Origin of the sequence: Xanthobacter luteus (assembly GCF_040049235.1) — a bacterium.
Classification (GTDB): domain Bacteria; phylum Pseudomonadota; class Alphaproteobacteria; order Rhizobiales; family Xanthobacteraceae; genus Xanthobacter.
In genome coordinates, this window is the sequence record NZ_JBDZDO010000007.1 from 159,454 (window position 1) to 181,066 (window position 21,613).

Below are 21,613 nucleotides of genomic sequence, written 5' to 3' on the forward strand. Positions count from 1 at the left end.
GGCGCCGCGCCCGGAGCGCCGGGGCGAGGCCGCCGCCGGCTATTCGCCGATGCCGGCCGCTTCCTCCGCCGCCGCGCGCACGCTGGTGCGCAGGGGCCGCTCCTCCATGGCGACGAGGAAGCCGAGCCCGGCGAGAAGGACCAGCGCCGCGGTGCCGAACACGTAGGCAAAGCCGCCGGTGAGCGCGTCCGCCGAGGCGTGGCGCGCCAACTCCCCCACGTCGTGGCCCGCGGCGCTGCCGGCAAAGCCCAGCAGCACCGCGCCGAGCACCGCCACCACCATCGCCCCGCCCAGCTGGCGGAAGAAGTTCATGAGGCCGGTGGCGGTGCCCATGCGATGCGGCACCACCGCGTTCTGGATCGAGATGGTGGTCATGGGCAGCACGGTGCCGATGCCCATGCCGACCACCGCCAGCCCCGCCACCAGCAGCGGCAGCGGCAGCGGCAGCGGCACCGGCGACAGCGCGAAGGCGGCCAGCAGCAGCGCCGACACGGCATTGCCGATCACCCCCGGCCGCTTGTAGTGGGTCAGGCGCGCCAGAAGCCGGCCCGAGGTCACCGCGCCGCAGACGATGCCGCCCATGAGCGGGATCAGCGCGAGCCCGGACTGGCTGGCGCTGAGCCCCCGCACGGTCTCGAAATAGAGCGGCACGAAGATCGAGAGACCGACCATGGTGCCGGCCGCCGCGAACGCGGCGGGAATGGCCCGGCCCACCACCGGGTCGGTGAGCATGTCGAGCGAGATGAAGGGCTCGGGCGCGGTGCGGATGCGCCAGACGAACAGCCCGGCCAGCACGAGGCTCGCGGCGATCAGGCCGACGATCTGCGGCGAGCCCCAGGCGAAGCGCACCCCGCCCCAATTGAGCGCCAGCAGAAGCGCCAGCGCGGCGAACGCCATCAAGGCGGCGCCCGGGCCGTCGAGGTCGTGGCGCCGATCGTGGCGCGGCAGGCGGCGCAGGGTGCGGTCGGTCATGAGATAGGCCGCCGCCCCCATGGGCAGGTTGATCCAGAAGATCAGCGTCCAGTCCAGATGCTGGGCGAAGAAGCCGCCCAGCACTGGCCCGAGGATGCTGGCGGCGGCGAACACGGCGGCGATCTGCGCCTGGTAGCGCGGCCGCTCGCGCGGCGCCACCACGTCGGCGATGATGGTCTGGGCGAGCGAGATCAGCCCGCCGCCGCCGAGCCCCTGCACCGCGCGGGCGAGGATCAGCATCAGCAGGTTGGGCGCCAGCGCGCAGGCGAGCGAGGCGAGCGAGAACACCGCCACCGAGATCAGCAGCATCACCCGCCGCCCGCGGATGTCCGACAGCTTGCCGTAGAGCGGCGTCGCCACCGTCGCGGCCAGAAGATAGGCGGTGACCACCCAGGGCAGGTTGGCGAAGTCGTTGAACTGCGCGCCGATGGTGGGCAGCGCCGTGGCGACGATGGTCTGATCGAGCGCGCCGAGGAACATCGCCAGCATGATGCCGAGGATGATGCGGCGCACCTGCGGATGGGTGAGCTCGGATGGCGGATGCTTCACGGGCGGGCTCTCGGCTCCCGGCGCTCGGCGTTCGGCACGTGCACGCGCGTCCCGGGACAGGGTGCGGACTGCCGGAGATAGGCCGAAACGCGCGCAGGAACAACGCCCTGCGGCGGGCGGCCGGCGCTCGAGCCATGCGACCGGCGCGGCCCGGGGCACCGCCAGGGGACCCGCGCGGCGTCCCGCGGGACCGCGCGGCCCCTTGAAAAAGCGAAAGGGGCGCTCGCGCGCCCCTCAAGGTTTCCGTCGAAGGGCGCGCGCGGCGCCCGCTCGGCTCACGCCTGCGTGACGAGCTTGGCCGAGACGATCTTGTCGGGGTCCTTCACCGGCTCGCCGCGCTTGATCTGGTCGACATTCTCCATGCCGGCGAGCACCTCGCCCCACACCGTGTACTGGCCATTGAGGAACGGGGCGTCGGCGAAGCAGATGAAGAACTGGCTGTCGCCGGAATCGGGATTCTGGGCCCGCGCCATGGAGACCGTGCCGCGCTTGTGGAGCGTCTTGTTGAACTCCTGGGTCAGCTTCTTGCCGGAGCCGCCCATGCCGGTGCCGGTGGGATCGCCGGTCTGGGCCATGAAGCCCTCGATCACCCGGTGGAACGGCACGCCGTCATAAAAGCCGGTGGAGACCAGCTCCTTGATGCGCGCCACGTGGCCGGGCGCGACCTCGGGCAGGAACTTGATGGTCACCGGTCCCTTGGTGGTCTCCAGAAGCAGCACTTCCTCGCTCATGTCCTGTCCTTTCCTTGCCGGAGGCGGGCGCCGCGCGCCCCCTCCCCTGCGGCCGGCCCTGCGGCGCGGCCATGGCCTTCTCGCGCGCGGGGCGCTGCGCCCCGCCGCATCGCGCTGGCGCCTTACTTGGGCTTGGCGTCCGCCGCCACCGTCATCTTCACGATCTTGTCGGGATTGCTCACCGTGCCGCCCTGACCGGTGCCCTTCTTGATCTTGTCCACGAACTCCATGCCCGACACCACCTCGCCCACCACGGTGTACTTGCCGTTCAGGCTCGGCGTCTCGTCGAACATGATGAAGAACTGGGAATCGGCGCTGTCGGGCGAGGAGGACCGCGCCATGCCGACGACGCCGCGCTTGAACGGCTGGTTGGAGAATTCCGCCGGCAGCTTCACCCCGGAGCCGCCCGTGCCGGTGCCGGTGGGATCGCCGGTCTGTGCCATGAAGCCGGGGATCACCCGGTGGAACGGCACGCCGTTATAGAAGTTCGCGCGGGTCAATTCCTTCAGACGCGCGGCATGCTTGGGCGCGAGGTCGGGGCGCAGCCTGATCACCACGCGGCCATAGGCCGTGTCGAGATAGAGCGTGTTTTCGAGATCGGGCTTGCCCTGGGCGGCGGCAGGCAGTGCCGTGGCCAGCGCCAGAGTGAGGGCGACCGCCAGAGCGGCGCCGAGGCGGCCGAGAACGCTTCGCATGAACAACTCCTCTCAAGAGCCTTCCGGAATCCGGAGAGGCGGATGGCGGATCGCGCTCTAGCGCGGGAACTTGTCCTTCAGCCGCGCCAGCACCGCTGGCGGCACGAAGGGGGCGACGTCCCCGCCCATGGAGGCGATCTGCCTGACGAGCGTGGCGGTGATGGGGCGCACGCGCGGCGAGGCCGGCAGGAACACGGTCTGGATGTCCGGCGCCAGGGTGCCGTTCATGCCCGCCATCTGCATCTCGTAGTCGAGGTCGGTGCCGTCCCTGAGGCCGCGGATGAGCAGGCTCGCCCCGACCCGCTGCGCCGCAGTGACGATGAGGTTGTCGAAGGTGATGGCCTCGAGGCGCGCATTTTCCTCGGCGGCGATGGGGGCGCAGACCTCCTCCAGCATGGCGAGGCGCTCGGAAGGCGTGAAGAGCGGCGCCTTGCCCGGATGCACGCCCACCGCCAGCACCAGGCGATCGGCGAGCCGGCAGGCCGAGCGCACCACGTCCAGATGGCCGTTGGTCAGCGGATCGAACGAGCCGCCATAGATGGCGGTGCGGAGGGTGTGGTTGGGCGCGCTCATGGCGAACCGTTAGCGGCGGCCGGCGGCGGACGCAACGCGGCGATCGCGGAAATCCGGGACCGCGGCATCAATGCCCCCAGGATCGGCACCCGCCGACGCGCACCGCGGCCCAGATGATGTTGCGCCGCAGCCAGCCCACGCCCCGATTCTCCAGCGCGTCGCGCAGGATCCAGTCCGCCTCGGCGCGGCTGTAGGGTGTCGCGCGCGTGTGCGAGGATGGCTGGTTCCAAATGATGCCCGTCCCGCGGGTCCGGTAGAGATAATCGTGGACCACCGCCGCCTTCACCCAGGGGCCGTCGGGCGGGATGAGCATCCAGGCGAGGCGCGGCACGGAGGTGAGGTCGGTGACCGAGCCCTTGCGCACCGTGATGACGTCGTCGCCGTTGCTGGGCCGATAGGACAGGTCGTCGCGCAGCGCCCACAGGCTGCGGCCATTGCGGATCGAGGGCGCATACTTGTTGTCGAGCAGGACCAGAACGAGCTTGCCGCCGAAGCGGTTGACCCAGCCCGGCGGGGCTCCCGGCAAGGAGGCGCCGAGCGGAATCTGCTGCATAGCCTGGTCGAGAAGCTCGAACTGCGCCATGTCCCCGCCCCCTGCCCAAGCCGGTCCCGCGGGCAGCCAGTCTAGCGCGCGGCCGATGCGGCGAGAACCGGTTTCAGCGCCGGCCCGCCGCCAGCAGGATGGCGGCGCCACCCACGAGGATGCCGGCGGAGACCCGGTCGGCGAGGCGGGTGAACCGCCCCTTCAGCGCGCTGCGGGCGCGGTCCGCCACCACCGCCCACAGAGTGTCGGAGGCGAGCGCGATGGCCGCGAACACCGCCGCCAGCAGCGCGATCTGCGGCACCGGGTGCTGCACGTCGGTGACGAACTGGGGCAGGAAGGCGGCGTGGAACAGCAGCGTCTTGGGATTGGCGAAGGCCACCGCCAGGCCGCGCCCGAAGGCGGCGCGCGCCGAGGGCGCCGGCACGTCCGCGCCTTCCCCGGCATGGCGCCACTGCTGCACGGCGAGGAAGATCAGATAGGCGGCGCCGGCATAGCGCACCAGGTCGAAATGGCGCGAAAACGCCTCCACCACATAAGCGAGGCCCGCCGCCACCAGCGCCAGCTGGACGATGACGCCCACATTCACGCCCATGGCGGTGAGGATGCCCGCGCGCCGGCCGTGCTTGAGGCTGGTGCCGACGATGAGCGCCACGTTGGGCCCCGGCGTCGCGGCGAGCGCCAGCGAGGCCAGCACGAAGATCAGCAGGCTCTCGGCCGAGATGATCACGCCGCGCCTCCCTCGCCCCCGGCCTCGCCGGCGTCCTCGCCCACGGCCTCCGAACCGTCGTCGCTGATGTGCTCGACCGAGACCACGCGCTCGCCCTCGGCGGTGTCGAAGACGATGACGCCCTGGCTGCCGCGGCCGACGATGCGGATGCCCTCCACCGGGCAGCGGATCAGCTGGCCGCCGTCGGTCACCAGCATGATCTGATCCTGGTCCTTGACCGGGAAGGAGGCGACGAGGCGGCCGTTGCGCTCGTTTACCGCCATGGCGACGATGCCCTTGCCGCCGCGCCCGGTAACCCGGTATTCGTAGGACGAGGTGCGCTTGCCGTAGCCGTTCTCGGACACGGTGAGGATGAACTGCTCGGCCGCGCTCATGTCGCTGTACTTCTGGCCGAGCGGCGTGTCGCCGACCGCGCCCTCCTCCGCCTCAAGCTCGCCCGGCTCCTGGCCCTCGCCGCGCACCGCGCGGCTCATCTTGATGTAAGCGAGGCGCTCGTCGGCGCTCGCCTCCACATGGTTGATGATGGCCATGGAGATGATGCGGTCGCCGTCCTCCAGCCGGATGCCGCGCACGCCCACGCTGTCGCGCCCCTTGAACACCCGCACCTCGGTGACCGGGAAGCGGATGCAGGCACCCGCCGCGGTGGTGAGCAGCACGTCCTCGTCCTCGCTGCACAAGGCCACGTCGGCGATCGCCTCGCCCTCGACGAGTTTCATGGCGATCTTGCCGTTGCGGTTCACCTGGGCGAAGTCAGCAAGCGCGTTGCGCCGCACGGTGCCGCCGGTGGTGGCGAACATGATCTGGCGGCGCCCATTCTCCGCCTCGTCCTCGGGCAGCAGCACCACCGAGGTGATGCGCTCGTCCTGCTCCAGCGGCAGGATGTTCACCAGCGCCTTGCCACGCGCCTGGGGCGCCGCCAGCGGCAGACGCCAGACCTTCAATTTGTAGACCTGCCCCTTGGACGAGAAGAACAGCACCGGGGCGTGGGTGGAGGCCACAAACAGCCGGGTGACGAAATCCTCCTCGCGCGTCTGCATGGCCGAGCGGCCCTTGCCGCCGCGCCGCTGCGCGCGGTACGCCGACAGCGGCACCCGCTTGACGTAGCCGGCATGGGAGACGGTGACCACCATCTCCTCGCGCTGGATCAGGTCCTCGTCCTCGAGGTCGCCGAAGCCCTCGACGATCTCGGTGCGCCGCGGCGTGCCGAACTCGGTCTTGATGGCGATGAGCTCGTCGCGGATGATCGCCCGCATGCGCGGCCGCGAGGCGAGGATCTCGAGATAGTCGGCGATCTCGGTCGCGAGCTTGTCCAATTCCTCGGCGATCTCGTCCCGGCCGAGCGCGGTGAGGCGCTGGAGCCGCAGGTCGAGGATCGCCCGCGCCTGCACTTCCGACAGGCGATAGGTCCCCTCCGCGCTCAGCGCGTGGCGCGGATCGGCGATCAGGGCGATCAGCGGCGCCATGTCCTTAGCCGGCCAATCACGCTCCATGAGGGAGTCGCGGGCGCTCGCCGGATCCGGCGCCGTGCGGATCAGCCGGATCACTTCGTCGATGTTGGCGACGGCGATGGCGAGACCGACCAGCACATGGGCGCGGTCACGGGCCTTCTTGAGCAGGAATTTGGTTCGCCGGCTTACCACCTCCTCGCGGAAGGCGATGAAGGCGGTGAGGATATCGTGCAGCGCCAGCACGCCGGGCCGCCCGCCGGACAGCGCCACCATGTTCACGCCGAACGAGGTCTGCAGCAGCGTCTGGCGGTAGAGGTTGTTGAGCACCACGTCCGCCTGGGCGTCGCGCTTGATCTCGAACACCACGCGCATGCCGTCCCGGTCGCTCTCGTCGCGGATCTCGGAGATGCCGTCGAGACGCTTCTCCCGCACCAGCTCAGCCACCTTCTCCACCATGGTGGCCTTGTTCACCTGGTAGGGGATATCGGTGATGACGATCGCTTCGCGATCCTTGCGCAGGCTCTCGATGGTGGCGCGGGCGCGCATCAGCACCGAGCCGCGGCCGGTCAGATAGGCCTGGCGGATGCCCGTGCGGCCCAGGATGAGGCCGCCGGTGGGGAAGTCCGGCCCCGGCAGGATGTCAAGCAGCGCCTCCGGCTCCAGCGCCGGGTCGTCGAGCAGCGCGATGGTGACGTCGATCACCTCGCCGAGATTGTGGGGCGGGATGTTGGTGGCCATGCCGACGGCGATGCCGCCGGCGCCGTTCACGAGGATGTTGGGAAACTTGGCCGGGAGGACGCCGGGCTCCCGCTCGGTGTTGTCGTAATTTTCCTGGTAGTCGACGGTATCCTTGTCGAGGTCGTCGAGCAGCGAGCCTGTCACCTTCTCGAGGCGGACCTCGGTGTAGCGCATGGCTGCCGGGGCATCGCCGTCCACCGAGCCGAAATTGCCCTGCCCGTCCACCAGCGGCAGCCGCATGGCGAAGGTCTGCGCCATGCGCACCAGCGCGTCATAGACCGACTGGTCGCCGTGGGGATGGTATTTACCGATCACGTCGCCGACCACGCGGGCCGACTTGCGGTACTGCTTGTTCCACTCGTACCCGTTCTCGTGCATGGAGAACAGGATCCGGCGGTGCACCGGCTTCAGCCCGTCGCGCACGTCCGGCAGCGCGCGGGAGACGATCACGCTCATGGCGTAATCGAGATAGGACCGCGACAGCTCGTCCGTGATGGATACGGGCCTGATGTCGGACGGCAGCTCGCCGCCGCTCTTCGGCGTCTCGGGATCGGCCAAAAGGGAGCACTCGCTTCAATTCGTAAGGTGCCGGACTTCTAGCCGATTCATCGTCCGAACGCCAGCGAAACAGCGCTGGAATCGCTCCATTTTTTCGTTGAATTACATGGACTTACAAACAGCCAACCCGGCCCTGACCGGCAATCTTGACCCTTTTGCGTCAAAGTGCCCCCAAAATCGCCCGCGCCATGCCGGCGACGGCCCGCGCGCACGCCGGCCCGGGGCGCCCTTGGCCGCCCGACCTGCGGTCCGGCTTGCGCGCGCCCCTGCGCTCAGAAGGGGATCTCGTCGTCCAGATCGCTGCTCGCCGGACGCCCGCCGCCCGCGCCGCCGCCGGACCCGCCGCCCGACGGACCGGAGCGCCGCCCACCGCCGCCGCCGAAGCCGCCCCCGCCGCCACCCATGGGGCCCGACGAACCGAAATCGGAGCCGCCGCTATAGTCGTCCGACCCCGCGCCGGCGCCGCCGCCCTCGCCGCGCCCGTCGAGCAGGGTCAACTCGCCGCGATACGGGCGCAGCACCACCTCGGTGGTGTAGACGTCGCGCCCGTCCTTCTCGTACTTGCGCGTCTCCAGCTGGCCTTCAATGTAGACCTTGGAGCCCTTCTTGAGGAACCGCTCTGCCACGCCGATCAGGTTCTCGTTATAGATCGAGATCTGGTGCCACTCGGTCCGCTCCTTGCGCTCGCCCGAGGCCTTGTCGCGCCAGCTCTCCGAGGTGGCGATGCGCAGGTTGCAGACCCGGCCGCCGCTCTGGAACGCGCGCACCTCGGGGTCGCGGCCCAGGTTGCCGATCAGGATCACCTTGTTGACGCTGCCGGCCATCGGCGGGCCTCCCTGTCTCGCGAAAATCTCGCGCGCACCCTGCCCCCGCGCGGCGGCCCGCGCGAGCCAAAATACGCCGCTGTCCACCGCTCCGCGCACCGCAACCCGCTTCGGCAAGGGCCGAGGGCGCGCAGAGGCGCGATGTTCTTGTTGTGTTCTATCGCCTCTCCGGCGTTCACGCAACCCCCTCCGCAGCGGCACGCTCGTCAGATTTTGGCTGGAGCGGCGGCAAAGTTCCTGATATGTTCCCTACCGCATTGCACACCGGCCATTACATTCGAGCCATGACCATGCGCGCGTTCGAACCTTCCGGCGTCATCCACCCTGCCGCCTCGGCCGTATCCGCCGCGATCCGTGCCGGCGCCTGCGGCGACCGCGCCTTGCCGACGCCGCCGCTGCGCTGATCCCCGCCCCTTCTTTCGGCCCCCGGGCCGCTCCGGACGTTCATGAAGAGCAAGACATCCCCCGCGCGGGACGAGCCCGCCGCCAGTCCCGCCCGCCGCGATGCGCGCACCCTGTCCATCAGGGGGGCGCGCGAGCACAATCTGAAGAATGTGGATCTCGACATCCCGCGCGACAGTCTGGTGGTGTTCACCGGCCTCTCCGGCTCCGGCAAGAGCTCGCTCGCCTTCGACACCATCTATGCCGAGGGCCAGCGCCGCTATGTGGAGAGCCTCTCCGCCTATGCGCGCCAGTTCCTGGAGATGATGCAGAAGCCGGACGTGGACCAGATCGACGGCCTCTCGCCCGCCATCTCCATCGAGCAGAAGACCACCTCCAAGAACCCCCGATCCACGGTCGGCACCGTCACCGAGATCTACGACTACATGCGCCTGATGTGGGCGCGCACGGGGGTGCCCTACTCGCCCGCCACCGGCCTGCCGATCGAGAGCCAGACGGTCTCGCAGATGGTGGACCGCACGCTGGCGCTGCCGGAGGGCACGCGGCTCTACATCCTGGCGCCCGTGGTGCGCGGGCGCAAAGGGGAGTTCCGCAAGGAGCTCGCCGACTGGATGAAGAAGGGCTTCCAGCGGGTCAAGGTCAACGGCGCTTTCCACGAGATCGCCGATGCCCCCGCGCTCGACAAGAAGTTCAAGCACGACATCGACGTGGTGGTGGACCGCATCGTCGTGCGCGCCGACCTCTCCGCCCGCCTCGCCGACAGCTTCGAGACCGCCCTCGCCCTCGCCGACGGCATCGCGGTGGCCGAGTATGCCGACGAGAAGGATGAGCAGGGCGCGCCGCGCCGCATCATGTTCTCCGAGAAGTTCGCCTGCCCGGTCTCCGGCTTCACCATCGCAGAGATCGAGCCGCGCCTGTTCTCGTTCAACAACCCGTTCGGCGCCTGCCCGGCCTGCGACGGCCTCGGCGTCGAGCAGACCATCGATCCCGAGCTGGTGGTGCCGGACAAGGCGCGCTCGCTGAAGCACGGCGCCATCGCCCCCTGGGCGAAGTCCACCTCGCCTTATTACGGGCAGACCCTGGACGCGCTGGCCAAGCATTACGGCTTCAAACTCACCGTGCCGTGGGCCGACCTGCCGGAGAAGGCCAAGGACGTCATCCTCTACGGTTCCAAGGGCGAGAAGATCGCCTTCGCCTATGACGACGGCCTGCGCGCCTACGAGACGCACAAGACGTTCGAGGGCGTGGTGGTGAACCTCGACCGGCGCTGGAAGGAGACCGAAAGCGATTGGGCACGGGAGGAGATCTCGAAATACTTCTCCACCGTGCCCTGCGCCGTCTGCACCGGTTATCGGCTGAAGCCGGAGGCGCTGGCGGTGAAGGTGGCGGGCCGGCACATCGGCGAGGTGGGCACCCTTTCGGTGAAGGCGGCCGCCCGCTGGTTCGAGGACCTGCCGGCGCAGCTCACCGACAAGCAGAACGAGATCGCCGGGCGCATCCTGAAGGAGATCCGCGAGCGGCTGCGGTTCCTGCTGGACGTGGGGCTCGAATATCTCACCCTCGCCCGCGCCTCCGGGACGCTGTCCGGCGGCGAGAGCCAGCGCATCCGCCTTGCCTCGCAGATCGGTTCCGGCCTCACCGGCGTGCTCTACGTGCTGGACGAGCCCTCCATCGGCCTGCACCAGCGCGACAACGAACGCCTGCTGGTGACGCTGAAGCACCTGCGCGACCTCGGCAACACGGTGATCGTGGTGGAGCACGACGAGGACGCGATCCTCGCCGCCGACTATGTGGTAGACGTGGGACCGGGCGCCGGCATCCATGGCGGGCAGATCGTCGCCCAGGGCACGCCGGCGCAGATCCTCGCCAATCCGAAGTCGCTCACCGGGCAATATCTCACCGGCGCGCTTTCGGTGGGCGTGCCGGCGCGGCGCAAGCCCAACCCGCGGCGCATGCTGAAGCTCTCGGGCGCGCGGGGCAACAATCTGAAGGACGTCACGGCGGAGATCCCGCTCGGCCTGTTCACCTGCATCACCGGGGTCTCGGGCGGCGGCAAGTCGACCCTGCTCGTCGACACGCTCTACAAGGCGGTGGCGCGGCGCCTCAACGGCGCGAGCGAGGCCCCAGCCCCGTTCGACAAGCTCGAGGGCCTGGAGCACCTCGACAAGGTGATCGACATCGACCAGTCGCCCATCGGCCGCACGCCCCGCTCGAACCCCGCCACCTATACGGGGGCCTTCACGCCGATCCGGGACTGGTTCGCCGGCCTGCCGGAGGCCAAGGCGCGCGGCTACGGCCCCGGGCGCTTCTCCTTCAACGTGAAGGGCGGGCGCTGCGAGGCCTGCCAGGGCGACGGAGTCATCAAGATCGAGATGCACTTCCTGCCCGACGTCTACGTCACCTGCGACGTGTGCAAGGGCAAGCGCTACAATCGCGAGACGCTGGAGGTGATGTTCAAGAACAAGTCCATCGCCGACGTGCTGGACATGACGGTGGAGGAAGGCGCTGCCTTCTTCAAGGCGGTGCCGTCGGTGCGCGAGAAGCTGGAGACGCTCCACCGCGTGGGCCTCGACTACATCAAGGTGGGCCAGCAGGCGACCACGCTCTCCGGCGGCGAAGCTCAGCGCGTGAAGCTCTCCAAGGAGCTGTCGAAGCGCGCCACCGGCCGCACGCTCTATATCCTCGACGAGCCCACCACGGGCCTGCACTTCCACGACGTGAAGAAGCTCTTGGAGGTGCTCCACGAACTGGTGGACCAGGGCAATACCGTGGTCGTGATCGAGCACAATCTCGAGGTCATCAAGACCGCCGACTGGGTCCTGGACCTCGGCCCGGAAGGCGGCGACGGGGGCGGCGAGATCGTCGCCGCCGGCCCGCCGGAGGCGGTGGCCAAAGAGAAGCGCTCGCACACCGGGCGCTTCCTGGCCGAGGTTCTGGCGCGCCGGCCGATGGCGATGGCGCCCCCGGCCGAGGGGGCGGCGGCGCCGGCGCGCCGCTCGGCCCGCCGCCGCGCCGCGGAATAGGCGCGATCCCTCGGAGCCCCGGGCGGCCGATCGCTTGCGGCCGGACGCCTTCCTGCCGTGCGCGGCGGCTCAGGGCGCGACCGAGCGCTCGCTGAACTTCGACCGTGTCCGGCGCATCAGGCGGCCCGGACCGTAGGTCCACATGAGCTCGAAGCGTCCGCGCGCGCTCAGACGGATGCCCGCGTCGTGGGGCACGAACCAGCTATTGTGCCCGGTTCGGCGCACCAGGCGGTAGCGGTTGCGCGCCATCACCCGGCGCGTCTCGGCGAACCGCTCCCGATCATCGATCAGGATCAGCTTCGGCCGATGGCGGGCAAAGTCGAAGCCGCGCAGCACGTCGGGCTCGGACCCTTCCACGTCGATGCTGAGGAAATCCACGCGCTCGATTCCCGCATCTTTCAGAACTTGGTCGAGGGTCAGACACTTGACGTCGACGACCGAGCCGGGTTCCGCATTCCGTTCGTGGAAGCGAAGGCTGCTGAGGCCGCGGCGCGAGAGCAGACGCGCGAACCCCCCCGCCACTTCCGGTCCCGCGCACGCCACCTCGAACACGGGGGCGCGCCGCGACTTTCGCAGATGTTCAGCCTGGCTCGGCTCGGGCTCGATCAGCACGCCCTGCCAGCCGACGATTTCCAAATGATAGGTCTGGCTCTGAAACACGGGGTCGAACGCCCCGACCTCGACGAAGATGCCGTCCCGGCTGTCGAAAAACAGCGACACCAGGTTCCGCTCCACCTCTGCGGTGAATACCGCCTGATCGAGCTTACGCGCAACCACCATAGCCAACCCCCCCAGATCGGTGATCCGAAGATCGTACCTCCAACGTCACCATAACACCTCCAAGAAAACACGCCAAAGTGTTCGAACTTGGTCGGACCGGGTTTATTATCATACCGTTTTGTAACCGTCTGTTGCTCCCACCTGGCGATTTTTGGCCGCATCTGCGGTCTTTGCATTGCTGCAATGCAGCACCCCCTCTTCTCGTGTGGTGTCAGGCTCATTAGCTTCCGGCCGGACTGCGGAGCTCGGTTCAGTGAGCATCCGCAATATTGGAGGCATCGATGATCATTTGGGGTTTCCTGGCGCGCAGGTTGCGTGAATGGCGGTTGTACCGCCTAACGGTTGCCGAACTGTCCGAGCTCGACGACCGCTCGCTCGCCGACATCAACGTCAGTCGCAGCGATATCCACTCGGTCGCCCGGCGCGCCGCCATCGGCGCCTGAGCAGTGCACCTGCGCCGCCCGGCGGCCCGGCGGTCGGAATATCCGGGCCGGCGGCCTGGCCTTCGGGCGCCGGGGCGCGCAGCGCGGCCTCCGGCCATATTCGCTTGCTGCCGCCACCCCTGCTGTGGCACAGAGCCCTCCCTTCGCGGCGTCCGGCAAGCGGGCGTCCGAGCGGGAGAACCGATCCTTGAGCGCAGCCCCGCGGCCCGATGAGACGCAGCAGCCCCAGCAGGCGCCGGTCCACGTGATCGGCGGCGGCCTCGCCGGCAGCGAGGCGGCATGGCAGGTGGCGCGCGCGGGGGTGCCGGTGGTGCTGCACGAGATGCGTCCGCTGCGCACCACGGAAGCCCACCTCACCGACGGCCTCGCCGAGCTGGTGTGCTCCAATTCCTTCCGCTCGGACGATGCCGCCACCAATGCGGTGGGCGTGCTGCACGCCGAGATGCGACGCGCCGGGTCGCTCATCCTCGCCTGCGCCGACGCCAACCAGGTGCCCGCTGGCGGCGCGCTGGCGGTGGACCGCCTTGGCTTCTCCCAGGCGGTGGGCGCCGCGCTCGAAGCCCATCCTTTGGTCGAGATCCGCCGCGCGGAGGTCGCCGGCCTGCCGCCGGACGACTGGGACAGTGTGATCGTCGCCACCGGCCCGCTCACCTCGCCGGCACTGGCCGAAGCCGTGCGCGCCGTGACCGGCGAGGCCGCGCTCGCCTTCTTCGACGCCATCGCGCCGATCGTGCACTTCGACAGCATCGACCTCGGCAAGGCCTGGTTCCAGTCGCGCTACGACAAGCCCGGGCCGGGCGGCACCGGCGCGGACTATATCAACTGCCCGCTGGACGAGGCGCAGTACCACGCCTTCGTGGACGCCCTGATCGCCGGCGAGAAGGCGCCGCTGCGCGACTTCGAGGCCAAGACGCCCTATTTCGACGGCTGCCTGCCGATCGAGGTGATGGCTGAGCGCGGCCGCGAGACCTTGCGCTTCGGCCCCATGAAGCCGGTGGGCCTCACCAATCCCCACGCCCCCGACGTCAAGCCCTATGCGGTGGTCCAGCTGCGCCAGGACAACAAGCTCGGCACGCTCTACAACATGGTGGGATTCCAGACCAAATTGCGCCACGGCGAGCAGGTGCGCATCTTCCGCTCCATCCCCGGCCTCGAGGGCGCGGAATTTGCCCGCCTCGGCGGGCTCCACCGCAACACCTACCTCAATTCGCCCCGGCTGCTGGACCCGACCCTTCGGCTCAAGGCTTTGCCGCGGCTGCGCTTTGCCGGGCAGATCACGGGCTGCGAGGGCTATGTGGAAAGCGCCGCCGTGGGCCTCATGGCCGGGCGCTTCGCCGCCGCCGAGCGGCACGGCGCGGCGCCGTCCCTGCCGCCGGTCACCAGCGCCCACGGGGCCTTGCTGGCGCATATTACGGGCGGGCATCTGGAGGCGCCGGAGGGCGAGGGGCCGCGCGCCTTCCAGCCCATGAACGTGAATTTCGGCCTGTTCCCGCCCCTCGCCGAGGCGCCGAAATCCAGCGATGGCAAGCGTTTGCGGGGAACCGAAAAGACCCTGGCGAAAAAGCGGGCGCTCAGCGCCCGGGCGCTGGCGGATTTCGCCCGCTGGCTCGACACGGCCGGAAAGGCCGCTTAGAAAAGCCCGATGCCGCGCCGCGAAAATCCAGACGTCGCAATCGAGTACGGGGCCGATCCGGGGGCCTTCCGGGTCGACACGGTGCTCAAGCGCGACGTGTTCTCCACCGTCGAGCGCGGCACCTATGTGACGCGCGACGGGCGGGAACTTGCGGCTGTTCGCCGTCGATGGGACGCGGTTTCGCTCTGGCTCGCGCCGCTCGCCGCGCGGCTCGCCGCATTCGAGCGCGCGGCGCTGGAAAAGGTCACCCGCACCGGCGTCACCACCCCCCTCATTGCGGTGGGCGCGCGCTTCCTGGTGCGCGGCTGGATCGAGGGCGTCCCGCTCCACATCGCCCGGCCCGCGGGCGACCGCCACTTCTTCCACTCCGCCCGCGCGGCGCTGCGCCAGCTGCACCGCGCCGGCTACGTCCACAACGACCTCGCCAAGCAGCAGAACTGGCTGCGCGGGGCGGACGGCGAGGCCTGGCTCATGGACTTCCAGCTGGCGCTGCCCATCAGCCGGCGCTGGAAGCTCGGCCGGGTGCTCGCCTACGAGGACCTGCGCCACCTTTTGAAGCACAAGCGCACCTATTGCCCGCAGGACCTCACGGCGCGCGAGCGCCGGATGCTGGCCACCAAGAGCGTCATCACCCGTGTGTGGATGGCCACCGGCAAGAAGCTCTACCGCTTCGTCACCCGCCGGCTCATGTCATATTCCGATACCGAGGGCCGTGGGCCGCGGGTGACGCAGGTGGGCCCGCGCATCGCCGCGGCGCTGGCCGGCCACCCCGCGGTCGCGGCGGTGCACATGGCGGACTTCCAGACGCTCGGCGGCAAGGTGGGGCTCTATGCCTTCGTCGCGCCGGCGGCGGGGGCCGAGCTCTCGGTCGAGGCGCTGCGCGCGCATCTCGACGCGGCTTTGCCCGAGCGGCCCCATCTCGACCATGTCCAGCTCGTGCCGCGCCTGCCGCTCGGGCCGGACGGGGCGGTGCGCGACGATCTGCTGCTGCTGGTGGCGCGCAACCAGATCGAGATGGTGGAGACCCTCTCCGGCACCGAGGAGGTGCGCGCCCTCATGGCCGACATCGCCCGCGCCCGCCTCAATCTGACGGACCGCATCACCCGCGCGGCGGCGTGAGGGGGCGGGAGGAGGAGGGAGGAGAAGGGCCGTAAATGGCAACTTTTCTCGAAAGCTCCTGCGCTTAACCAATATTTCCAAAAATAATCTTGGCCAAGAACAAATATATCAAGCAAATAGACACAAACCCAACCAGCATAAGTAATATGATAAGATTTTGCTGTTTTATAATTTTAACAGCTGAATCATGATTTTTTACGCCAAGGCGCATCCATCGATTAATGTGAGATTGCCCAAATTGGCCTATGGTGAAAAAGAAAATAACAGAGCATTTATCGTCCCATTCATCGAAATTTTTTCTTGCTACTCTGAGAGAGATTTTCAATATATAATATATGTATACTACCACTGTTGCTGTTGCAAATATGCCAAATACCAGGCGCACAATATCTTCTGTCATAATCCATTCCCCTCGCGATCGATTTCGAACCGACACGCGATCAACCTTCGCTGCCCCCTCCTGATCTCCGCCGTCACCGCCATCCCCGCCGCGATCGGCCGGACCCCCTGCCCGGTCCCGATCCCCCGTCTCCTGCACGGACATGCGCGCCACATAGGCCCGCCGACGCGCCCGACGGTCCGCGCCATCCTCGGCCGCATTCCCCTTCACGCTACCATCGGTGGTGCCACCCCGTAAGAGCCATCGCCGCCCGCGCCAGCCCCTTTAGGACCCGCGCAGCCCTCCCGCGCCGTGGATGCTCCGGTCAAGCCGGAGCATGACGCGCCTGGGAGGGCGCCCCGGAGCGCGAACTGGCGGGCCTCCGGCCTGTCCGACGTCGCCCGTCCCGTTTGGCCGAACACCGGCACGCCGGCGCCCCCGGGCAAGCGCCTGCGCCGCGCCCCTGTCCCCCCGCCGGCAACAGAACCGCCGTGAAATGCTATGCTGCCCGCCCTTCACCCCGGCGGGAGCGCTTATGCCCGACCTCATCTTCGGCCTCGCCACCGCGCTCGCCATCGGCCTCGTGGTGGGCGTCGAGCGCGGCTGGCGCGAGCGGCGGGCGCCGGCGGGCAGCCGCACCGCGGGGGTGCGCACCTTCGCGCTGTGCGGCCTGCTCGGCGGGGTCGCCGCCGCTCTGTCCCGCGTCCTGGAGAGCCCGGCGCTCCTGCTGGTGGCGATGGCCGCCTACACCGCCGTGTTCGCCGCGTTCAAGTACCGCGAGATGGCGCAGGAGGACGATTACAGCATCACCTCGGTCATCGCCGCCATGCTGGTGTTCGCGCTCGGCGCGCTCGCCGTGGCCGGCGAGCCCCAGGCGGCGGGCGCCGCCGCCATCGCCGCCACCGGCATCCTCGCCGGGCGCGAGGTGCTGCACCGCCTGGTGCGCAACCTCACCTGGCCGGAGCTGCGCTCGGCCTTGGTGCTGCTCGCCATGACGGTCATCGTGCTGCCGCTGCTGCCGGACGAGACCGTCGACCCGTTCGACAGCATCAATCCGCGCCAGATCTGGACCTTCATGGTGCTCACCGCCACCATCTCCTTCGCCGGCTACCTGGCGGTGAAGGCGGCGGGGACGCAGAAGGGCATCCTCATCAGCGCGCTCGCCGGGGCGCTGGTGTCCTCCACCGCCGTCACGCTCGCCTTCGCCCGCCGCGCGACGGCCGGCGAGCCGGCCGGCCTGCTGGCGGGCGGCGCGTCGCTCGCCGCCATGGTGTCGGTACTGCGGGTGATGGTGATCTGCGCCATCGTCCAGCCGGGCCTGCTGCCGACGCTGGTGCCGCCGGCGATCGCGGGCGCCGCCGCCTTCGGCGCCGCCGGCCTGTTCCTGATGCGCCGGCACGAGGCGGACACCGGCGAAGTCGAGGCGCCGGGCAACCCGTTCGACATCGGCCCGCTCGCCGCCTTCGCCGGGCTGTTCGCGCTGGTCTCGGCGGTGAGCGGCGTGCTGCTGAAGGTGGTGGGGCCGAGCAGCATCTATGCGGTCAACGCGGTGGCCGGCATCGTCGACGTGGACGTGCCCTCGCTGAACGCCGCGCGCCTCGCCGGCTCCGGCCTGACCATGGAAAGCGCGGCGCTCGCCATCCTCATCGCGCTCGGCATGAACGCGCTCGGCCGGGTGGGCTTCGCCGCCGCCGCCGGAACCGCGCCGTTCAGCCTCAGGCTGCTCGCCGCCAGCGCCGCGGCCGTGGCGGCGGCGGGAGCGGTGTTCCTCGCCCTCGCGGCCGGCTGAAAGCAAGCGCCGCCCTCGACGGCGGGCGACGCCTCTGTCTTGATGGCCCGGTGACCATTGCGCTGACGAATCGCCCCTTCCTCGATGTCGCCGCCTCCGCCACAGGCCGCGCCTGGCGCGACCGGCTGGACGTGCGCACCTCCCAGCTCGCCCTCGCCATGGCCCAGCGGCTCGGCATCGGCGACCTGCTGGCGCGGGTTCTGGCCGGGCGCGGGGTCAGCCTGGAGGGCGCCGAGGCCCATCTCGATCCCACCATACGCGGCCTGCTGCCGGACCCCGACACCCTCACCGACATGGGCGCGGCGGTGGCGCGGCTGGTGCGCGCGGTGGCCAAGGGCGAGCAGGTGGCCGTGTTCGGCGACTATGACGTCGACGGCGCCTGCGCCACCGCGCTCCTGGTGAGCGTGCTGCGCGCCGCCGGGCTCGACCCTTTGTTCCACATCCCCGACCGCATCTTCGAGGGCTACGGGCCCAATGCCGGCGCCATCGCGCAATTGGCCGAAAAGGGCGTGACGCTGCTGGTGACGGTGGATTGCGGCACCACCTCCGCCGCCGCCCTCGACGCGGCCAAGGGGATGGGCCTGGACACGGTGGTGATCGACCACCACCAGGCCGGCGAGGCGCTGCCCGCGGCGGCGGCGATCGTCAACCCGAACCGGGAGGACGACCTCTCCGGCCTCGGCCATCTGTGCGCGGCGGGCCTGGTCTTCGTCACCTGCGTCGGCCTCATCCGGGCGCTGCGCCAGGCGGGGCATTTTTCCACCGCGCGCCCGGCGCCGGACCTCTTGATGGCGCTCGACCTCGTGGCGCTCGCCACGGTGGCCGACGTGGTGCCGCTCATCGGCCTCAACCGCGCCTTCGTCACCAAGGGGCTGATCGCGCTCAAGCGGCGCGAGCGCGTCGGCCTCACCGCGCTGATGGACGCCGCCCGGCTCGACGGGCCGCCGCGCCCGTTCCATCTCGGCTTCCTGCTGGGCCCGCGCATCAATGCCGGCGGGCGCATCGGCGACGCGGCGCTCGGCACCCGGCTGCTGCTCACCGACGATCCCATGGAGGCGAAGGCCATCGCCGCCGAATTGGACCGGCTCAACACCGAGCGCCAGGAGGTGGAGCGCGCCATCCTCGCCACCGCCGAGGCGGAGGCGGACGCGGCCATGGGCCTCGGCGGCGACGGCGCCTGCGTCATCGTCACCGGCGACGGCTGGCATCCCGGCGTGGTGGGCCTGGTGGCGGCGCGCCTGAAGGAGCGATTCCAGCGCCCCGCCTTCGCCATCGCCTTCAATGGCGAGACCGGCACCGGCTCCGGCCGCTCGCTGCCCGGCGTCGACCTCGGCCGCGCGGTGCGCGAGGCGGTGGAGCTGGGGCTGCTGGTGAAGGGCGGCGGCCACGCCATGGCGGCCGGCCTCACGGTGGCGCGCGGCAAGCTCGGCGCGCTGCGCGCCCATCTGGAAAACCGGCTCGCCGCCGACGTCGCCCGCGCCCGGGCGGAGGGCGCGCTCACCCTCGACGGCGCGCTCACCGCCGGCTCGGCGACCCCGTCCCTGGTGGAGGCGATCGCCCGCGCCGGACCGTTCGGCGCCGGCAATCCCGAGCCGGTGTTCGCCTTCCCGGCGCACCGCGTGACCTATGCGGAGACGTTCGGGGCGGGCCATGTGCGCGCGCGCATCACGGCGGCAGGCGGCGAGAGCCTGCGCGCTACTGCCTTCCGCTGCGCCGAGGAGCCGCTCGGCCGGGCGCTGCTCGCCGCGCGCGGGCGGCCCATGCACGTGGCCGGCAGCCTCGATCTCGACACCTGGCAGGGCGAGACCCGCGTCGCCCTGCGCCTGAAGGACATCGCCGATCCCGTCCGCGGCCCTTGACGGAGCCGCGCCGCCTGGCTCAATCGAAAACGGGTCCCACAAGCGCGGACGTCACATGGCGGTCGCCGCGCCCTGGGCATGGATCGGCGTCCGGCGCAAGGCTGGGGCTCCGGCCGGGATTGGGGGGAGGTTCCATGTTCGCGACGGTTTTGGCTGAGATCGCCCAGAAATTCGGCCTCGCGCCGCAGCAGGCGGAGGCGGTGGTGCGCGCCGTGCTCGCCTTCGTCGCCGGGCCGGCCCACGGGGTCGCCGGCGCCGTCGCGGCGCTGAAGGGCGCGGGCCTGGCCGGGGAGCCCTCCGGCTGGAGCGGCGACCATGCCGTGAGCCTCGATGCCGCCAAGCTCACCCCGCTGCTCGGCGCGGGGGCGGTGAAGGCGCTCGCCGCCGACCTCCACGCCAGCGAGGCGCAGGCCGCCGGCATGCTCGGCTTCGCCTTGCCGCGCGTGGTCGGCCTCCTTGGCGCCAAGGGCGCAGGCGCCGGCCTGCCGGCGGAGGCGGAACGCTTCCTCAAGGGCGAGGCGCTGCCGGCGGGCCTGCCCGCCGACCACCTGGTGCGCTCGCCGCTGGGCGACTGGCTGCTGCGCGGCGCGATCTTCGCCGCCGCGCTCGCGCTCTTGTGGTGGCTGACCGGACCGCCCGGCGCCAATGCGCCCGTCATCGGCGGCACGGGAGCGCCCGCCGCCGCCGCGCCCGCCGCGCCTGCGGGAGGCCACGGCGCCGCCGCCGGCCATGCCCCGGCCGCCCAGCCCCACGCCGCGGCGCCGGCCGCTCCCCCGGCGCCGGTGGCCCAGGCTCCGGCTTCTCCGGTGCCGGCCGCGCCCGCCCAGGCCGCGCCGGCCTCCCCCGCCGCGCCGGCGGCTCAAGCACCAGCTGCTGCTCCTGCTCCTGCCCCTGCCCCCGCGCCCCAAGCCGCTGCCCCTGCCCCCGCGCCCCAGGCGGCGGCGCCCGCCGCCGCCTCCGCGCCCCAAGCCGCGGCCCCCGCCGCGGCGGCTCCGGCCGCGCCCGCCGTCAACCCGACGGCCGCCCCGCTTGCGGCCCCCGCCGACGCCGCGCGCCTGCGGCTGCGCGAGGTGCGCGGCGCGCTGGTCTATAGCGGCCGGGTGCCGGACGCGGCCACCGCCGATGCGATCAAGAGCGCGCTCGCCGGCGCGTTCGGCGCCGACCAGGTGCGCGGCGACCTCACCCTCGATCCGAACCTCGCCGCGCCCGACTGGGTCGGCAAGCTGCCCCAGCTCCTGGCGGCGCTGAAGGGCGCCGGCTTCAACCTCGCCATCGAGGGGGCGCGGCTCGATCTGAAGGCGCTCGCCCCGAGCCTCGACCGCGACCAGATCGCCGCGACGCTCGCCGGCCTGCTGCCCGGCCTGACCGTCGCGCTGCCCGACACCGGCGGCCAGAGGCTCGGCGCGGACGCCGCGCTCTCCGCCTTCGAGCAGCTCCAGGCGGGCTACAAGGCCGGCGACGTGCTGGGCACCCTCAACGCCGTGGCGATCGAGTTCGACACCGGCAGCGCCAAGGTCTCGGACGCGAGCCGCGCCGTCCTGCTGAAGGCGGCGGCCCTCATCAAGGCGCTGCCCGGCGGCGCCCAGGTGGCGATCGAGGGCTATACCGACAATGTGGGCGACGACGCCGTGAACGAGGCTTTGTCCCAGCAGCGCGCCGAGGCGGTGAAGGCGATCATGGTGGAGGCCGGGCTCGACCCGGCGGACGTGAGCGCCACCGGCTTCGGCGCGGCCAACCCCATCGCCGCCAACGACACCCCCGAGGGCCGCTCCAGGAACCGCCGCATCACCTATGAGGTGCGCAGGAACTGAAGGGCAGCGGCGGCGC

General features: G+C 70.5%; 18 protein-coding genes. 8 read left to right on the forward strand and 10 right to left on the reverse strand.

The annotated features are described in order from the left end of the window. Positions 1-39 precede the first annotated feature (39 nt). The 8 genes from ABLE88_RS20165 to ssb form a co-directional block, all read right to left on the reverse strand. The gene (locus ABLE88_RS20165) at positions 40-1,521 is read right to left on the reverse strand and encodes an MDR family MFS transporter (protein ID WP_348833532.1); all 1,482 of its coding nucleotides are present in this window, start codon (positions 1,519-1,521) and stop codon (positions 40-42) included. Positions 1,522-1,796: 275 nt separating this feature from the next. Beyond that, positions 1,797-2,252: a peptidylprolyl isomerase gene (locus ABLE88_RS20170; protein WP_348833533.1), complete on the reverse strand. Its 456-nt coding sequence runs from the start codon at positions 2,250-2,252 to the stop codon at positions 1,797-1,799. Between the two features lie 122 nt (positions 2,253-2,374). Further along, on the reverse strand, positions 2,375-2,947 hold the full coding sequence (locus tag ABLE88_RS20175) for a peptidylprolyl isomerase (protein ID WP_348833534.1): 573 nt from the start codon (positions 2,945-2,947) through the stop codon (positions 2,375-2,377). Between the two features lie 57 nt (positions 2,948-3,004). Then, entirely contained in the window at positions 3,005-3,520 is a 516-nt protein-coding gene (coaD, locus tag ABLE88_RS20180) for a pantetheine-phosphate adenylyltransferase (RefSeq protein ID WP_348833536.1), read from the reverse strand. 67 nt (positions 3,521-3,587) lie between these two features. After that, positions 3,588-4,103 (reverse strand): DUF1353 domain-containing protein, encoded by a 516-nt coding sequence (locus tag ABLE88_RS20185; RefSeq protein ID WP_348833537.1) that lies wholly within the window; start codon positions 4,101-4,103, stop codon positions 3,588-3,590. Between the two features lie 73 nt (positions 4,104-4,176). Continuing rightward, a complete protein-coding gene (locus ABLE88_RS20190; RefSeq protein ID WP_348833538.1) occupies positions 4,177-4,791 on the reverse strand; it encodes a LysE family translocator in 615 nt (204 codons plus the stop codon). Further along, on the reverse strand, positions 4,788-7,535 hold the full coding sequence (gene gyrA, locus ABLE88_RS20195) for a DNA gyrase subunit A (protein ID WP_348833539.1): 2,748 nt from the start codon (positions 7,533-7,535) through the stop codon (positions 4,788-4,790). Before gyrA ends, ABLE88_RS20190 begins: the two co-directional genes overlap by 4 nt. 272 nt (positions 7,536-7,807) lie before the next feature. Beyond that, positions 7,808-8,359, reverse strand: a complete 552-nt coding sequence (ssb, locus tag ABLE88_RS20200) for a single-stranded DNA-binding protein (protein WP_348833540.1) — start codon at positions 8,357-8,359, stop codon at positions 7,808-7,810. Between the two features lie 152 nt (positions 8,360-8,511). Here ssb and ABLE88_RS20205 point away from each other — a divergent pair, with 152 nt between their 5' ends. Then, the gene (locus ABLE88_RS20205; protein WP_348833541.1) at positions 8,512-8,763 is read left to right on the forward strand and encodes a hypothetical protein; all 252 of its coding nucleotides are present in this window, start codon (positions 8,512-8,514) and stop codon (positions 8,761-8,763) included. A gap of 42 nt (positions 8,764-8,805) precedes the next feature. Continuing rightward, on the forward strand, positions 8,806-11,784 hold the full coding sequence (gene uvrA / locus ABLE88_RS20210) for an excinuclease ABC subunit UvrA (protein ID WP_348833543.1): 2,979 nt from the start codon (positions 8,806-8,808) through the stop codon (positions 11,782-11,784). 69 nt (positions 11,785-11,853) lie between these two features. Here the strand turns inward: uvrA and ABLE88_RS20215 are convergent, their stop codons facing one another. Further along, positions 11,854-12,564, reverse strand: a complete 711-nt coding sequence (locus ABLE88_RS20215; protein WP_348833544.1) for an FkbM family methyltransferase — start codon at positions 12,562-12,564, stop codon at positions 11,854-11,856. A gap of 281 nt (positions 12,565-12,845) precedes the next feature. Between ABLE88_RS20215 and ABLE88_RS20220 the strand changes: the two genes are divergently transcribed. The 3 genes from ABLE88_RS20220 to ABLE88_RS20230 all read left to right on the forward strand — a co-directional run bounded on the left by ABLE88_RS20220 (position 12,846) and on the right by ABLE88_RS20230 (position 15,759). Beyond that, positions 12,846-13,007, forward strand: a complete 162-nt coding sequence (locus ABLE88_RS20220; protein ID WP_348833545.1) for a DUF1127 domain-containing protein — start codon at positions 12,846-12,848, stop codon at positions 13,005-13,007. Positions 13,008-13,194: 187 nt separating this feature from the next. Then, positions 13,195-14,640, forward strand: coding sequence for a methylenetetrahydrofolate--tRNA-(uracil(54)-C(5))-methyltransferase (FADH(2)-oxidizing) TrmFO (gene trmFO, locus ABLE88_RS20225; RefSeq protein WP_348833546.1), 1,446 nt, complete (start codon positions 13,195-13,197; stop codon positions 14,638-14,640). A 9-nt stretch (positions 14,641-14,649) separates the two neighbouring features. Further along, on the forward strand, positions 14,650-15,759 hold the full coding sequence (locus ABLE88_RS20230) for a serine/threonine protein kinase (RefSeq protein WP_348833547.1): 1,110 nt from the start codon (positions 14,650-14,652) through the stop codon (positions 15,757-15,759). A gap of 64 nt (positions 15,760-15,823) precedes the next feature. Here the strand turns inward: ABLE88_RS20230 and ABLE88_RS20235 are convergent, their stop codons facing one another. Next, a complete protein-coding gene (locus ABLE88_RS20235) occupies positions 15,824-16,303 on the reverse strand; it encodes a hypothetical protein (RefSeq protein ID WP_348833548.1) in 480 nt (159 codons plus the stop codon). A 370-nt stretch (positions 16,304-16,673) separates the two neighbouring features. Between ABLE88_RS20235 and ABLE88_RS20240 the strand changes: the two genes are divergently transcribed. The 3 genes from ABLE88_RS20240 to ABLE88_RS20250 all read left to right on the forward strand — a co-directional run bounded on the left by ABLE88_RS20240 (position 16,674) and on the right by ABLE88_RS20250 (position 21,597). After that, positions 16,674-17,927, forward strand: a complete 1,254-nt coding sequence (locus ABLE88_RS20240) for an MgtC/SapB family protein (RefSeq protein WP_348833549.1) — start codon at positions 16,674-16,676, stop codon at positions 17,925-17,927. Positions 17,928-17,977: 50 nt separating this feature from the next. Beyond that, positions 17,978-19,786, forward strand: coding sequence for a single-stranded-DNA-specific exonuclease RecJ (gene recJ, locus ABLE88_RS20245; protein WP_348833550.1), 1,809 nt, complete (start codon positions 17,978-17,980; stop codon positions 19,784-19,786). A gap of 134 nt (positions 19,787-19,920) precedes the next feature. Next, positions 19,921-21,597 carry an OmpA family protein gene (locus ABLE88_RS20250; RefSeq protein ID WP_348833551.1) on the forward strand — a complete coding sequence of 559 codons (1,677 nt, stop codon included), beginning with the start codon at positions 19,921-19,923 and terminating at the stop codon, positions 21,595-21,597. The last annotated feature ends 16 nt before the right edge of the window (positions 21,598-21,613 follow it).